The sequence below is a fragment of the Rhodonellum psychrophilum GCM71 = DSM 17998 genome (genome assembly GCF_000381545.1).
GTDB lineage: Bacteria > Bacteroidota > Bacteroidia > Cytophagales > Cyclobacteriaceae > Rhodonellum > Rhodonellum psychrophilum.
On record NZ_KB906688.1, the window covers coordinates 1 to 15,853 of the forward strand.

Here is a 15,853-nt window from a genome sequence, read left to right on the forward strand (position 1 = left end):
TAACCGGGGATTTCAATCCCCGGTCTTGGGGAAAGGTTCACCCCCAAGAATCCCGTAGGGATGGTAAAAATACCATAAGACCAGATTTTGCGCGAGTCTCCCCAAAAAAAATCGATTTTTCACTTAGGTCTCGACCGTCTTTTTCCCATAAGGAATTGTGGGGTTAAGGGTTCGGCCGTGCCTCCGGCACTTTGATCTGGGGAACGATGTCTGCTTTCCCCACAATGAATTGTGTGGTTAAGAGTTCGGTCGTGCCTCCGGCACTCTGATCTGGGGAGATTGATGGATAAGGCCTGGATTCGTCCATGGTTAAAATCGCGTAGCGATGGAAGAAATCTTAACCGGGGATTTCAATTCCTGGGGGAAGGCTTGATCTTGGAACAGATCCATTTTCTTCAATTCCCTTGTTCAAACCCCAATATCTTCAATCCATTCTGGATGTCGGAGGCCTGCATAAATAGGTTCCAACCCAAACCGGTCCTGTGGTTTTCGATCATGGCCACCATGGGGCCTTGATCGATGGCCAAATAGCGCTGTGGGTAAAAGCCATGCTCTGGACTCATCGCATCATAAAACCCATATCTCCCCAAAACCTTTTCACCATAGTTGTAATAAAGATTCTTCAATACCCTCATGGATTCTTCGGGGGTATAGGGAATCGAAGAAATGGCGGCCGTCGGTGAGATGACCCCGTTGTCGTTACCCGGATGGTGGGCATTGTAAAAATTGATGGAATAACTGGCCGTCAATCCCCAAAGGTCCTCTCCATATCCTTTGAATCCCCCTGAATTTTCGATTGCCCAAGCCCTGTTGATCAGCGTTTGGTTGCGGTTTTCCTCCCAGTAATCCGCATACCTGTCCTTTAAACCTTTGGGATTCAATCCCAAATAGGAGTAATGTGCCCAGAAAAGCGGGCCTCCCATCTTCTCAGATCCATTGTGTAGCAATTGAAGGTCGAATCCATAGGCTTGGACCGGATTGTTGATCTTTCCATTTCTGGCCCATCCCTCATGGTAGGCTTCAGGGCCAATAGGGTGGGTAGGCGAGGCGGCGGCAAGCACATACGTGATGAGACATTCATTGTATCCCTCCAAGGGAAAATTCATCGCCCATTCATGCTTTGGCGACCAATGCCAATACAACACGTTTTTTCCGCCTTGGGTAAACCAATCCCATTCCATGGTTTCCCAGAGTTTCTGAATCCGGTCCGCTACCGCTTTTTGGGGAGCAGATCCATCGCTGTAATATTCCCGAAGGGCCAATAATCCCTGAATCAAAAAAGCGGATTCCACCAAGTCTGCACCATCATCTTTCTCTGAAAAAGCTTTGGTTTTCCCTGTCTTTCCATCCAGCCAATGTGGCCAAATGCCATGGAATCGATCTGCTTTCTCCAGGAATCCAACGATTTTTTCGAATCTTTTCAAACCCTGCTCTTCACTGATCCAGCCCCGTTCGATTCCGGTGATCAAGCCAAAAATCCCAAATCCAGTACCACCGGTAGTGACGATATGGGCATCATTGTTTTCGTATTCCCCATCGATATGAATTCTTTCTGGCGCCATCCCTGAATTGGGTTCTGCCCCATGCCAAAAATAGCGGAAGGTATATTGTTGGATCATGTCCATCAATTCTTCATCACTCATCTTCCTGGTCTGGACGTCAGTTTTGCCGATTTCGATGGCCTTATCTTCCTTTTGTGCCAAAATGCTGTAATGAATAAGCCCATGTCTTTTCAGGTCTTCTGCGAAATCAAGGTAAATGGTGTCGTTTACCTCAGCCCTCAATTCATAATTTTTTCCATCACTGCTGGCCATGACTTGATAAACATCCACACCTTCCAATTTTGACCACTGCAGTTCCACATGTTGGTCATACCCTTCCGCCAAAAGTGTATACTCATTTTTGCTTTCTCCTTCCTGACAACTTTGAGCAAGCAATGCGAATAGCAATATTCCGCTCAGGAGAAAAAATGAGCTGTCCCTTCGCGTGCTTTTTTTGTGAATCGGGCTTGAAATCATGGGAATTTCTATTGGGTGGATTTTGGTAAAATTTTAGAGGTCGAATGGCTTTTGAAAGCGAATTGGTAGGTGTTTTCTAAACTCAAAAGGGGATCGAATTCAATACAGTGGCTCTTTGTTTCTGTTTTTTATTCAGAAATGAAAGTAAGGAACAAAGGGAGAATAGGCAAGCTCTTTTCATTTAAATGGTGGATTCGTGTCTATTTCATATCCAGGTGATGCCAGACAATGAATTGATATTGCTACATAAAACCAAAGTTTATGGTGCCATGAATCAGCAAGAAATAAATTTGGGATAGTGGAATGGAACCAAACCAAGTATTTGGATGGGAAGACTATTGAAGGCTTTGAGGAGATTTTTTTTTAGAATTGGTCTGGGTATCAAATGTGGATACTGATTTGTCCCCCATCAAAAATTGTGTGGTTCTTGTTGGAAACTTCTTTAAATTCCACAAATTTGTAACACTTGAATTTTAACCAACCCACACCATGAAGAGATTTTTAATTTTAGCAATGGCTGCAGGCTTTATGCTTTCCTGCCAGAATCAACCTTCCCAAGAGGAAAAAACCGTAGAAAAAGTGATCGAAAAGAAAATCATCAAGGGCGAAAAAGTCCTTAGACATGTCGTACTCTTCAAATTCAAAGACGAATCGAGCGCTGAAGATGTCAAAAAAGTAGAGGATGCCTTCTTGGGCCTGTCCTCGAAAATTGAGCAGATCCAGGACCTGGAGTGGGGAATCAACAACAGTCCCGAGGGGCTGGATCAGGGGTTTACCCATTGCTTCTTGGTGACCTTTGCTTCAGAAGAAGACAGGGCGATTTATCTTCCACATCCGGATCACAAAGCATTTGTAGATGTTTTGGGTCCTCATTTGGACAAAGTGTTGGTCGTGGATTACTGGACGGCTGACTGATAAACCATTGATATTAAAAATCGCCGAAGGGAGGGAAGCCGCGTATGCAAACGACGCGTTTTTCCTTCCTTCGGCGATTTTGTTTAAAGAAATGGTGCTGTCCGATTAATCAAAGGGCAATTCTTGCGAAGTGCTTTTTCCGCCTGCCACATCCAGGACCTCAATGACCACATATTTGCTTGCACCTCTCCAAGGTAAGGGTTGGAGGTATTCTTTGTAGCGCAATTCCACGAACTTCCCGCTGGCTCTTTCCAATGCATTTGCCACCTCGTCGCTTTTGGAACTGAACCTAAATTCATTGCTTTGCAAAGCGCCTGCGGTTGGGCTCTGAAAACCCTCCTGAACCAATCTTCCTTCCCAGGTTTTGAAAACAAAGCCTTTCTTTTCGAAGTAATTTAGATTTCCGGCTTTGACCCCTTCGGAGAAAACAAAGAAGTACCTCCAATAAACCACAGCGGTCAAAACGACTACCAGAACTAGAATTCCGATCTTTACATATTTGTTCATAAAATTGAAAAAGGGTTTTGTATAAAAATTTAGGCGTTAATATCTTGTTTCTTTTCTTATAAATCAAGAATAAAATTTTTGTATTATCCTGTCGATTTGCAAAGTTTAACCTTCAATATGCATTCCGTTTCCAAATGAGATCGAAACTGAAAGAAAATCAGTTTATTGGGAGACTAATTCCTGATACCAATAGTGTGGAGTCAAAAATAGTCAACATCTAAATGATTATCAGGTAAATACATTCTTGAATTGAGGGCGTAATGCATAAAACGGGTTCCAAGAAAAACAATGGATTAGCTGCCAAAGCGGTTCTTCTTAAAACCATGTTTCAATATTCAATGTTATGCAATGACATCCAATAGCCGATTTTCCATGCCTACAAATCTCCTGCCCTTTCAAGGGGAAGCCTCCTTTTTCCCGGATTTTTTTTCTGAACAAGAAAGTGATCTCCTCTTTCAGAAAGCAGTGGAGGAAATCCATTGGAAACAGGAACCGATCTGGATGTTTGGTAAAAAAGTGATGCAACCCAGGTTGACAGCCCTCTATGGCCATCCGGAAATCAGTTACGGGTATTCGGGGATCGAGATGAAGCCATTTCCTTGGACCGACTTCCTGTTGGAAATCAAGAACCGGATTGAAAAGGAGGCCGGTGTGATTTTTACCCATGTATTGCTCAACCATTACCGGGATGGAAAGGACAGCATGGGTTGGCACAGGGACAATGAAAAGGTTTTAGGGCCAAATCCCGTGATCGGTTCGGTAAGTTTTGGTGCGCTTAGAAATTTCCAGCTGCGCCACTACGTGGACAAACAGCACAAGATCTCCCTTGATTTGTCCCATGGAAGCTTTCTGCTGATGAAAGGGGAGACCCAGCACCATTGGGAACACCAAATCCCAAAAACCTCCAAAATCATCGGGCCGAGGATCAATATGACCTTTCGGAGGATTGGATAAACCCTAGTTGTACATTTCCAAATGCTATTCAAGTCAGAAATTGATTGATAATCAGCTAATTGTTTGCATTTTTTTGACTTCACCATGTCGAGAACACGCCTTATTCAACCAACAGCCTGATGATCTATCGGTTTCAACTCCAACCCAAAACGGAATGCATATTTTGCGTTCAATGGAACGGTCTATGAAGACACAGATCAAGGTTTGGTTTTTATAAAATGGTGGCCAAAGATCATGGAGGGGATTCAAAAGCAAGAGGGACGGGATTCCAACACTGTTGAATCCCGTCCCTCTTGCTCCCCACCCAAGGGGCCATTCAATTCTTGTGTTTTTTTAATCCACGAGCCAAATATATTCACCGTAGCCTTCTTTTTCCATATCCGCTTTTGGGATAAAACGGAATGAGGCGGAATTCATGCAATATCTTAAACCTGTGGGTTTGGGGCCATCGTAAAAAATATGTCCTCCATGGGCATCTCCCAATTTACTCCTGGCTTCTACCCGCATCATCCCGTAGGCGGAATCAATGGGTTTGCTGATCAACCTTGCATCAATGGGTTTGGTGAAGCTTGGCCAGCCTGTGCCCGAATCAAATTTATCCTTGGAACTGAACAAAGGTGCTCCAGAGACGATGCAGACATAAAGTCCTTTCTCCTTGTTTCCATCAAATTCATTGTCAAAAGACCTTTCCGTCGCTTCTTCCATGGTCACCTGGTATTGCAGGGGGCTGAGCTTCTTTTTCAATTCTGCTTTGGAGGGCATTTTGTATTTTTTCTCCAGATCCGATGGCCAGTGGTCAGCGATGAACTTGTCCCTGCCGGAGCCTTTTCTGTAGGAATAATAATCCGCCGGATTTTTCTTGTAGTAGTCCTGGTGGTATTCTTCCGCTTCATAGAAATTGTCGAATTTCACAATGGGCGTCACAATGGGTTTTGAAAATTTCCCTGACTTGTCCAGTAATTTTTTGGAGGCTTCGGCTACTTCTTTCTGAAGGGAAGAGTGGTAGAAAATCGCGGACTCGTATTGTGTGCCTCGGTCATAAAATGATCCTCCTGCATCCGTTGGGTCAAACTGCTGCCAGAAAATATCAATGATTTCGGAATAGCTGATCACCTCGGGGTTGTATTTGACTTGAACAGCCTCTTTGTGGCTGGTTTTGCCTGCACTGACTGCCGCATAGGTCGGGTTTTTCTCCTTGCCGCCGGAATAACCCGATACGACAGAAACGATGCCTTCGATCCCTTCAAAAGGGGCTTCGATGCACCAGAAACAGCCTCCTGCAAAAGTTGCCAATTCCGTTGGACCCTTGTAATCTATGGCAGGGGAGGATTCGGCCGATTTCTCTTTGGCATCGTTCGCCTTGGAACAAGACATGAGAGATAAACTGAATACTTGGATAATTACCAGTAGGATAATTTTTTTTGCGTTTTTCATGGAGATAAAACCAGAGGTTTCTTGGAACATATTTTCAGGCATGATTTTAGTAAATAGGTAAAAAGCCATACGAGGCTGAATGGGGTATATTGACTTTGGTGGCCAAAAAGGGATCCTTTATTCATTTGTTGGATGAAGAAACGAAAAACAATTGATAACCATAGTTTTAAACTGTAATCAAGGGACTTCTGTTTTTGGATTTGCCTTTTTTAACATTTGTATCAGTATACGCACAAACAACCTCAGGTGGATTGTCAGTGTTTGGTTCACATTCATTTCAAATGAATGAACAGTTTTGCTGGACAGGACCATTGCACAATCATTTTAAACTAAAACGCTATAAACATGAGAAAATTAACAAAATCAACAGTTCTGCTCCTTTTGTTGTCCTTTTTTTACTTTTCCGCCAATGCCCAAACCGGTGGAGGTTTTGGGATAAAGGGTGGATTGAATTACAATTCCAATGGTAAATATTTTAAGGATGCCGGTGCCGCTTTTGGCGATCCGTTGAACAACCTGGGCTATAATCTGGGAATCTTTGGCAAAGTAAATTTGGGGCCTGTATTTCTGAGACCTGAATTGTCCTACACGCAATTGAATTCCGAAATCAACAACCAGAAATTGACTACGCAAAGATTGGATGCGCCACTTCTTGTAGGAATCAATGTTTTGGGGCCCTTATTTTCCGTATTTGCGGGACCGTCTCTTCATTATACCATCCAAGATGAGTTGAGGTCTTTTGATTATGATGCTGTCAATGCTGGATACCAGTTTGGCATGGGGTTGAACTTCGGTACTGTAGGGCTTGATCTTCGTTATGAGAGGGAATTGAACAACAAGGAAATCGATGTGGATCGGGTATTCAACGGCAGCGGAAATTTCCGGTACCAACAAATTATCCTTGGTTTATCCCTGAAATTCTAAAGTAATTTCTACTAAGGCTCAATTTTTTCATGCATTGGATAAATCAAGTTCATCCAAAACAAAAAAGCTTCTCTTTCGGGAGAAGCTTTTTTGTTGCCTTTAGAAATCCTGAAGAATACAATGAGCGGCTTTAAAACAGGATAACTTAAACCCCGTCTGCGGTCTTCCATCTCCCCTTAAGGCAAATATTTCTCTTTCAAATACCCAATGGCCATCTCGTAGGCTTCTTTGGTGGCTTCCACGTCGTGCTTTGGATTGGAAGGATTGGCGAATCCGTGTACGGCATTGAAGATCTTATATTCCAATTTTTTACCAGCGGTTTTCATGGCTACGGCAAATTCCTCGATCACCTCTTTGCTGATGTTTTGCTCGGTGGCAAAAATCCCCAAGACATCCGATTGCAGTGTTTTTAACTTCTCCACTTCCCTGATTGGCATTCCGTAGTAAATGATGGTACCAATGTTTTGGTTTTCCAAAAGCAAGGCGGATTTCAAGGACCATGAACCTCCAAAGCACCAACCCACATTGGCGATTTGTGCTTCTCTCCCTGCCATCCCTTTTGCGCCAAGCACAATGTTTTCCAACCTGGTTTCATTGGTCTCCCTCATGATGCCCATGGCTTCCTGTGGCGTCGTTCCCACTTTGCCATCGTACATGTCCAAGGCAAGGACATTGACATTTCCGCCAAGATCCTGATAGAATTTATCCGACTCCTCCTTGATATTGTCATTGAGTCCCCACCATTCCTGATACACAAAAAGCCATTGATCGGAAGGTGTTTTGGCTTTGATCAAATAGCCACTGCCCTCGTTCCCATCTGGAGTTGGAAAGGAGATCATTTCTCCCATTCCGGTGAAGTCAAATGCAACCGGTGAAGGGTGGAATGCGACGAATTTGGGATCGTCCAAGAAGGCGAGCATTTCCGATGGGCCGGTGGCATGACAGATTGTGATTTCAGGGAGGTCCGCTTGGCTGGAAGGCGGAGAGAGTTTCCAGCCCAGAAGGCTGAAAAGGATCAGATTGAAATAAAAGACGATTTTGACCATGGCTTGTTTTTTTGAAAATCTAAACACTAAAAAAAGAACATTGTTGCAGAGAAAATCGGGAATATTTCTCGGAATGCGTCATAATGTTGACCTATAATTCAAATATACCTGTTTTTATTTGCACACAAATCACCAATCAACCCTTATTCTTTCCGATTAAAACTGGGCTTTTGTTTCGTAAATCAGGGCATGTTAAATTTATTTCCACACCTTAATACTTTACCATGATAAGAAAAATTTACTGGTTGTTGGGACTGGCCTATTGGATGGTTTTGACCAACGCTATTGCCCAACAGATTCCCAGCCCCAAGGAACATTTTGGTTTTGAAATTGGGGAAGATTACAAGCTGGCGACTTTCACCGCTACAGATGCTTACTTCAGGAAGGTGGCGGCACTTTCCGACAGGGTTAAATTTGTAGAGATCGGGCCCACGGAAGAAGGAAGGCAAATGCCAATGATGATCATTACCTCCCCCGAGAACCATCAGAAATTAGCCCGATACAAAGAAATATCCCAACTCTTGGGCCGCGCCGAAATTGGCGAGGAAGAAGCCAGGAAATTGTCTCTGGAGGGAAAAGCGGTCGTTTGGATTGACGGCGGACTCCATTCCACGGAGACCGTTGGATCCCATCAGCTGATCGACACCTATTATCAACTGGTGACCCGGACAGATGCCGAAAACATGCGCATGCTCGATGACCTGATTATCCTGATGGTACAGGTCAATCCAGATGGCCAAGAAATCGTGACCAACTGGTACATGGGCAACGAGGATGTGAAGAAAAGAGACATGAACAGCCCTTACATGTACCAAAAATATGTTGGGCATGACAACAACAGGGATTTTTTCATGATGAACATGAAGGAAACCACCAATACATCACTGCAACAGTATGTGGAATGGCTTCCCCAGATCATTTACAACCATCACCAGACTTCCCCAGCGGGAACGGTTGTGGCGGGACCTCCTTACCGGGATCCCTTCAACCACGTTTTTGATCCCTTGATCATGACCAGTTTGGACGGTGTAGGTTCTGCCATGATCAACAGATTGAATGTGGAAGACAGGCCAGGATATACCCGTTTGAGTGGTTCCGTATTTTCCTCTTGGTGGAATGGCGGTTTGAGAACCACACCTTATTTCCACAACATGATCGGCGTCTTGACCGAAATCACAGGAGGCCCGACGCCTTCCGAAATCCCACTGATTCCAGAACGCTTGATCCCAACACATGCAACGCCCTTTCCTGTAGAACCACAGGCTTGGAACTTTAAAAAATCACTCGATTACTCGGTTTCGCTGAATTATGCGATTCTGGATTATGCCAGTAGAAATTCCGATGCCTTGTTGTACAATATCTATAAAATGGGTCGCAACAGTATCGAAAGGGGAAGCATGGACCATTGGACCAAATACCCAAAGCGTTCGGCGGCGATTCAATCGGCATTTGATGCAGCTAAAGAAAAAGCCGCGACAGATGATCCGGAAATGGCTTTCTTTGGCATGCGCAGTGGGCTTCCCGGCCAATACTTTGACTCGGTTTTTAAGGATCCAAACCTCAGGGATCCAAGGGGATTTATTTTGTCCTCCGACCAATCCGACTTTTCAACGGTCGTGAGGTTCATGAATGCCCTGATCAAATCGGGTATTTTGGTGCACAAAGCCACGTCAGCCTTTACTGTTAATGGAAAACAGTATCCGGCAGGTTCCTATGTGGTAAAATCAGATCAGGCATTTCGGCCACACGTTTTGGACATGTTTGAGCCACAGGACCATCCCAATGATTTTCAATTCCCGGGAGGACCTCCTGTAAGGCCTTATGATGCAGCAGGCTGGACATTGGCTTTCCAAATGGGGGTTGAATTTGACAGAATAATGGATGGCTTTGACGGTCCGTTTGAAAGAATCACTTTAGGGGAAGTTCAGCCTTTTCCGGTGTATAAAGTTCCTGGTGGCTCCGGCTTCTTGCTGGATTCAAGGGCAAACAATTCCTTCATGGCTGTCAATGATCTGCTGAAGGCGGGAGTGGCTGTTTCCAGAACCACGACCACCGTTTCAGGATTGCCGGCGGGCAGTTTTTATGTTTCTGGAGGAAAATCTGTTTTGGAAAAGGCAGCCAAGGAGTATGGAGTGAAAATGGTGGCTAGCTCCAAACCTGCTGGTGTTGTCAAGATCAATCCCGCAAGAATCGCCCTATTTGACCATTACGGAGGTTCAATGCCCTCAGGTTGGGTCAGGTGGATGATGGAACAATATCATTTTGCTTTCCAAGTGGTGTATCCTGAGGAAATTGACAAAGGCAACTTAAAAGCCAAATATGATGTCATCTTGTTTATCGGAGCAGGAGCACCTGGAACGGTCAGGAATTGGAATAGAATGCCAAAAACAGATGAAATCGATGCACAATACCACAATCTTTTGGGAGCGCTTACCAAGGATAAATCCATCCCGGAATTGAAGAAATTCATGGAAGCTGGGGGAAATGTCGTGGCAGTGGGAGAAAGCACCTCATTGGCTTATGATCTTGGATTGCCGATCAGCAATGCCTTGGTGGAAAAATTGCCCAACGGAAAGGAAAGAGCTTTGCCGGGCGATAAATATTATGTTCCGGGAAGTATTTTGAAGGCCAAATTGGACGGGAATCATTCCTCAAACTGGGGAATGGGTGAATCTGCCAATATGGTATTCAACAACAGCCCAGTCTTTTCTTTGGCACCAGATGCCTTGATCAAGGGCGTGAAGCCTCTCGCTTGGTTGGGCACTGAATCCTCCCTGATTTCTGGTTGGGCCTGGGGTGAATCCTATCTGAAAAATGGTGTGTTGGCTTTTGAAGCCCCAATTGGAAAAGGAAAACTGATCGCTTATGGACCTGAAATCACCTTCCGGGCACAAGCACACAATACCTTCAAATTGTTGTTCAATCAGCTCTATACACAATAAACAATAAATCTGGAATGCATTTTCCTAAACCTCCATACCTAGTGGGGTCTTGGAATTGTATTCATAATCGGGTAGAACAAAAGAAGGCTTGGAGAAAATTTTCTCCAAGCCTTCTTTTATTTAATCCTTGTGGATGGTTTGTTGGGTGATTTTATGACCTACCCAAAAGCCTATTCCATCATGGCGAAAAATTTGTCCAAATCAGGTATGATCACGATTCTGGTCCTTCTGTTTTTGGCCATGTTCTCTTTGCTGTCATTTTCAACAAGTGGAGAATAGCTGCTTCTTCCTGCTGCGATCAGTTTCTCTGGAGCAACATTGTATTTGGTTTGAAGGATACGAACAATTGACGTTGCTCTTTTTACACTTAGATCCCAGTTGTCCTGCAATACGCCAGTGGAAATAGATCTTGGATCTGTATGTCCCTCAATCATGACTTCCATGCTCGGCTCAGAATTGATTACTTCGGCAAGTTTTTTCAAAAGATTATCTGCATTTCTGCTGATGTTGTAACTACCGGTGTTGAACAATAACCTGTCGGAAACAGTGATCATCACGACTGTTTTGTCGATGTCGATCTGGATATCTTCGTTTTCTTCAGCAGAACCATCTGTGATGGATTTCTTCAGGTTGTAGGAAACTGCAAGATTTACTGAATCTTCCAATGTTTTGGCATTCTTCAATGCTTCCTGATCAACTTTGGCCATTGTGGCTTTCAATTTGTCCATAGTGGTGTTCGACATTGGTGTCTTTCCATTGATGGAGAACTTTGAATCGCTTTCGTCCTTTAGGGAGTTGATTCGCGCATTGTATTCTTCTACGCGTGCTTCGATACGGGCAAATTTGTCTTCCAAAATCTGGTTTTCGGATTCAAGCGCCTCTTTCGCGGCGTTGGTCTCTGCCAGTGAACTTTCTGTTTGGTACAGATCATTTTGTAGTTCGACGTATTTCTTTTTGGAAACACATGATCCCATAAGGGTTGCCGATGCTAATGTGAAAAGAATAATTTTTTTCATGTTGGTTAAGTTTTTATGACATGACCCCACATACCAAAAATGTTGCCATCTAAAAGCCAGTATCATATTTTACCCTATTCATTTTAAATATTGCGGGTATTTAGATGATTATTACCAGTAATATTTCATTTATTTTGAAAAAACAGTGTGCTTTTTCTTAATTGGGGAATTTCCAATGGGCTGAACTGAATAAATAAAGTGAATTTCCCCTACATATGTGGAATATCAATTCCCTGATATGCATTGCCAATTCAATTTCAGCCTAAAATTGATTCATAATCAGCCTTTGTCACAATTTTTCACTTCAGCAAATCTGTAATATGGGTTATTCTCAAAACAATCAGATTTTGTTGTAGGGACAACCTCATTTGGAAACGGAAAATGTTTTTCGGTTTGAACCCGATTCTGTAAAGAATATGAAATTAAAAAGTTAAAAAGGGATGGAAACATCTTACACAGGTATCAAGGAATAATAACGTTTGAATTCTAAAGTGGGGGGCAATCAAATTGTTTATAAATATCCATTCCCAAAATATTATTCTGACATTGATTATATTTATACCTAACCAAAGCCTTGAAGTATGAAAATCCTTAAAATTGTTGCCGTTTTATTCGGCTTGATGATAGCGGTGGTCTTGATTGTTGGCCTTTTTTCTCCCAAAGATTACCACATCTTGAGGGAGGTGATCATCGAAAGGCCTCATCAAGAAGTTTATGATTATGTCAAGTTTCTCAAGAACCACGATAATTTCAGCAAGTGGGCAAGTATGGATCCCAACATGAAAAAGGAATACAAGGGAACGGATGGAACTGTAGGTTTTATTTCTTCTTGGGAAAGTGAAAACAAGAATGTGGGCAAAGGAGAACAAGAAATCATTGCCATTGAAGAAGGAAAGAGAATCGATTATCAGTTGAGATTTTTTGAACCTTTTGAATCTTCGGACAAAGCTTTCATGACTTTTGAATCCTTAAATGCATATCAAACGAAAGTCCAATGGGGTTTTGACGGCCATATGGGCTTTCCCATGAATACGTTGTTGCTTTTTATGAATATGGAAAAAATGATCAAGGATGATTTTGAAACAGGTCTCAACAATCTTAAAAGTATTCTGGAGAATTGATCTTTTAATTTCTTATTTAAAAACATGATGAGCCGCCTTTGTGCAAATATCGCCAAGGTTCACAGGAAGGACGCGAAGGTCTTTTTCTTCTGATTTTTGGTATCTCATCAAATGATAGAGAGGCAACTTGTTTTCTTTGCGGACTTTGCGAAGTACTTTGCGTACTTGGCGTGAAAATTTTAACGCAGCGAGCGCTAAGGTTCACGGGAAGGTCGCGAAGGTCTTTTTCTTCTGATTTTTGGGTTCTCCTCAAATGATAGAGAGGCAACGTGTTTTCTTTGCGGACTCTGCGAAGTACTTTGCGTACTTAGCGAAAAAATTTAACGCAAAGGGCGCCAAGGTTCACGGGAAGGTCGCGAAGGTCCTTTTTTTCTGATTTTTGGTATCTCCTCAAATGATAGAGAGGCAACTTGTTTTCTTTGCGGACTCTGCGAAGTACTTTGCGTGCTTGGCGTGAAAAATTTAACGCAAAGGGCGCTAAGGTTCACGGGAAGGACGCGAAGGTCTTCTTTTTCTGATTTTTAGTATCTCCTCAAATGATAGAGAGGCAACTTGTTTTCTTTGCGGACTTAGCGAAAAAATTTAACGCAAAGGGCGCTAAGGTTCACGGGAAGGTCGCGAAGGTCTTCTTTTTCTGATTTTTGGTATCTCCTCAAATGATAGAGAGGCAACTTGTTTTCTTTGCGGACTTAGCGAAAAAATTTAACGCAAAGGGCGCTAAGGTTCACGGGAAGGTCGCGAAGGTCTTCTTTTTCTGATTTTTGGTATCTCCTCAAATGATAGAGAGGCAACTTGTTTTCTTTGCGGACTCTGCGAAGTACTTTGCGTACTTAGCGAGAAAATTTTAACGCAAAGGGCGCTAAGGTTCACGGGAAGGACGCGAAGGTCTTTTTCTTCTGATTTTTGGTTTCATCTTGAATGACAAAATAATGCTTTTTTCCTTTGGGATTTCCTCTTGTGATGTTGCGAGAAAATTTTAGCGCAAAGAGCGCCAAGGTTCACGGGAAGGACGCAAAGGTCTTTTTTTTCTGATTTTTGGTATCTCCTCAAATTATAGAGAAGCAACTTGTTTTCTTTGCGGACTTTGCGAAACGCTTTGCGTACTTGGCGTAAAAATTTTAACGCAGCGGGCGCTAAGGTTCACGGGAAGGACGCGAATGTCTTTTTCTTCTGGTTTTTGGGTTCTCCTTGAAGGATAGAATAACAACGTGTTTTCTTTGCGGACTTTGGAAGTACTTTGCGTACTTGGCGTGAAAATTTTAACGCAGCGAGCGTTAAGGTTCACGGGAAGGTCGCGAAGGTCTTTTTTTTCTGATTTTTGGTTTCTCCTTGAATGATAGAGAAGCAAATTGTTTTCTTTGCGGGCTCTGCGAAGTACTTTGCGTACTTGGCGAGAAAATTTTAACGCAAAGAGCGCTAAGGTTCACGGGAAGGACGCGAAGGTCTTTTTTTTCTGATTTTTGCTTCTCCGAATTTGGGTTTTCAATAAGGGTAATCTGGATTTTGGCATGAGGTGGGGACATTCCGGAGAGGCATAAAAAAAACGTGGAATCGATCATGTTAAAAAGACCAATTCCACATTTTTACTTTTCATTACCAAATTTTGGATCAATACAAAGGAAATTCCTTTTGCAAACCTTCAAAGGCGTCAATCATTTCCCATTTGGGTCGGTAAAATTCGGTCCTCATCCGTGCATTGACGGTTCCGTTTTCGATAAATTCCATTGCCGCCTTGAACCTTCTTTCCTCAGGATTGCCCCAGTTTTTTGCTGGATCATCTCCCACGGGGAAGTTGACAGGAAACCCATCAAAATATTCCGCCCTGCCCTGTGAATTGGCGATTGCGAAAGTAATGGGAACAAGTTCGACGTTATTGGAGCTTAGACTTCTATTGAATCCGGAGAGAGGAAATGAACCCACTGGCTTTCCGTAGGTATTGTCCCCAATCAACACGATATCCATGTAGGGCTCGAGGCAATTGATCAACAGTTCTGAAGCGGAAGCCGAACCTCTGGAAGTGATGAAAATCACACGAGAGAGATTTAAATTTCCTTTCTTGGCAAAATTGACAGTCCTATTGTTGGAAAATTTGTTTCCATTGTGTTTGTTGGTGTACATGGTATTCCCATTGGCACTGTTGGGTGCAATGTAGTTCAGTATCTGCTCAGTGACCGCCACCGATCCACCACCGTTGTACCTGAGGTCAATGATCAGTTCATTGATCCCTTCGGCCTGAAAATAGGTGAACAAATCGTCCACTTCCTGGCTTCTGGTAGGGGTGAGGCCGGCAGTGGCCTTAAAGCTTTGATACACCCAGTGTCCCACTTTTTTACCTCCGATTTCATTTACTTGCTTGTGCAACACCGAATTTGTTTGGAAAGCACCTTTTAGAATGGTCCTTGTCGATTCGGTGCCATCCGGCAACTTAAATTTGAAGGTATTGCTTACGCCAACTTCATTGGCTCCGAGGGAAAAACTATAGCCTCCCTGGCTGTTTTTGTAATCAGAAATAGGTTTTCCATTCATTTCCACGATCTGCCAACCTCTTTTCCATCCATCTTTTCCGGCAGGCGATTCGTCATAAACAAATGCGACAAACAATCTTTCCTGCTGATCGAATGCGAAACTGAATCCGTGGGCGCCAGTCGTCTGCCCGGTAAAGGAAGCATCAAATGCCGCCCTCGTGGTCAGGTAGGACCATCTATCCAGGGGTTTGAACATCAAGGCATCCAGCAATTCCTCGTTGGAATTGTATTTGGTGACATCAAAAGTCAAAGGCAGTTCGGATTCCCAAAAATACCATTCTTTCATGCTGTCAAAAATGGCTTTTTTGACCACATCTTCAGCCGCAACCGGCATCGGGTCATCTTTTTCAGGATTACAGGCAGAAAAGAATGCTGAAAACAGAAATAAAAGCGTCCAGTGGGATAAATAGTTTTTATTCATTCTGATTGATTAAAATTCACACGCTATAAA

General features: G+C 43.2%; 11 protein-coding genes. 5 read left to right on the top strand and 6 right to left on the bottom strand.

Annotation, left to right across the window (positions count from 1 at the left end; translation table 11 throughout):
• Nucleotides 1-395: 395 nt before the first annotated feature.
• Nucleotides 396-2,018 (bottom strand): glucoamylase family protein, encoded by a 1,623-nt coding sequence (locus F824_RS0119150; protein ID WP_019599553.1) that lies wholly within the window; start codon nucleotides 2,016-2,018, stop codon nucleotides 396-398.
• 513 nt (nucleotides 2,019-2,531) lie between these two features.
• On the opposite strand from F824_RS0119150, the gene F824_RS0119160 reads away from it, so the two are divergent.
• The gene (locus tag F824_RS0119160; protein ID WP_019599554.1) at nucleotides 2,532-2,933 is read left to right on the top strand and encodes a Dabb family protein; all 402 of its coding nucleotides are present in this window, start codon (nucleotides 2,532-2,534) and stop codon (nucleotides 2,931-2,933) included.
• A 105-nt stretch (nucleotides 2,934-3,038) separates the two neighbouring features.
• Here F824_RS0119160 and F824_RS0119165 read toward each other — a convergent pair whose 3' ends face one another.
• On the bottom strand, nucleotides 3,039-3,440 hold the full coding sequence (locus F824_RS0119165) for a hypothetical protein (protein WP_019599555.1): 402 nt from the start codon (nucleotides 3,438-3,440) through the stop codon (nucleotides 3,039-3,041).
• A gap of 372 nt (nucleotides 3,441-3,812) precedes the next feature.
• On the opposite strand from F824_RS0119165, the gene F824_RS0119170 reads away from it, so the two are divergent.
• Nucleotides 3,813-4,394, top strand: a complete 582-nt coding sequence (locus F824_RS0119170) for an alpha-ketoglutarate-dependent dioxygenase AlkB family protein (protein ID WP_019599556.1) — start codon at nucleotides 3,813-3,815, stop codon at nucleotides 4,392-4,394.
• A gap of 333 nt (nucleotides 4,395-4,727) precedes the next feature.
• Here the strand turns inward: F824_RS0119170 and msrA are convergent, their stop codons facing one another.
• A complete protein-coding gene (msrA, locus tag F824_RS0119175) occupies nucleotides 4,728-5,897 on the bottom strand; it encodes a peptide-methionine (S)-S-oxide reductase MsrA (protein WP_019599557.1) in 1,170 nt (389 codons plus the stop codon).
• Between the two features lie 276 nt (nucleotides 5,898-6,173).
• Between msrA and F824_RS0119180 the strand changes: the two genes are divergently transcribed.
• Complete coding sequence (locus tag F824_RS0119180; RefSeq protein WP_019599558.1) at nucleotides 6,174-6,752, top strand: outer membrane beta-barrel protein; 579 nt, start codon at nucleotides 6,174-6,176, stop codon at nucleotides 6,750-6,752.
• Between the two features lie 176 nt (nucleotides 6,753-6,928).
• Here F824_RS0119180 and F824_RS0119190 read toward each other — a convergent pair whose 3' ends face one another.
• Nucleotides 6,929-7,798, bottom strand: a complete 870-nt coding sequence (locus F824_RS0119190; protein WP_022582381.1) for a dienelactone hydrolase family protein — start codon at nucleotides 7,796-7,798, stop codon at nucleotides 6,929-6,931.
• Nucleotides 7,799-8,022: 224 nt separating this feature from the next.
• On the opposite strand from F824_RS0119190, the gene F824_RS0119195 reads away from it, so the two are divergent.
• Nucleotides 8,023-10,740, top strand: coding sequence for a M14 family metallopeptidase (locus F824_RS0119195; RefSeq protein ID WP_019599561.1), 2,718 nt, complete (start codon nucleotides 8,023-8,025; stop codon nucleotides 10,738-10,740).
• A gap of 170 nt (nucleotides 10,741-10,910) precedes the next feature.
• Here F824_RS0119195 and F824_RS0119200 read toward each other — a convergent pair whose 3' ends face one another.
• Nucleotides 10,911-11,756: an OmpA/MotB family protein gene (locus F824_RS0119200; protein ID WP_019599562.1), complete on the bottom strand. Its 846-nt coding sequence runs from the start codon at nucleotides 11,754-11,756 to the stop codon at nucleotides 10,911-10,913.
• 581 nt (nucleotides 11,757-12,337) lie between these two features.
• Here F824_RS0119200 and F824_RS0119205 point away from each other — a divergent pair.
• The gene (locus tag F824_RS0119205) at nucleotides 12,338-12,877 is read left to right on the top strand and encodes an SRPBCC family protein (RefSeq protein ID WP_019599563.1); all 540 of its coding nucleotides are present in this window, start codon (nucleotides 12,338-12,340) and stop codon (nucleotides 12,875-12,877) included.
• A gap of 1,608 nt (nucleotides 12,878-14,485) precedes the next feature.
• Here F824_RS0119205 and F824_RS0119235 read toward each other — a convergent pair.
• The gene (locus F824_RS0119235) at nucleotides 14,486-15,823 is read right to left on the bottom strand and encodes a S41 family peptidase (protein ID WP_019599568.1); all 1,338 of its coding nucleotides are present in this window, start codon (nucleotides 15,821-15,823) and stop codon (nucleotides 14,486-14,488) included.
• Between the last annotated feature and the right edge of the window lie 30 nt (nucleotides 15,824-15,853).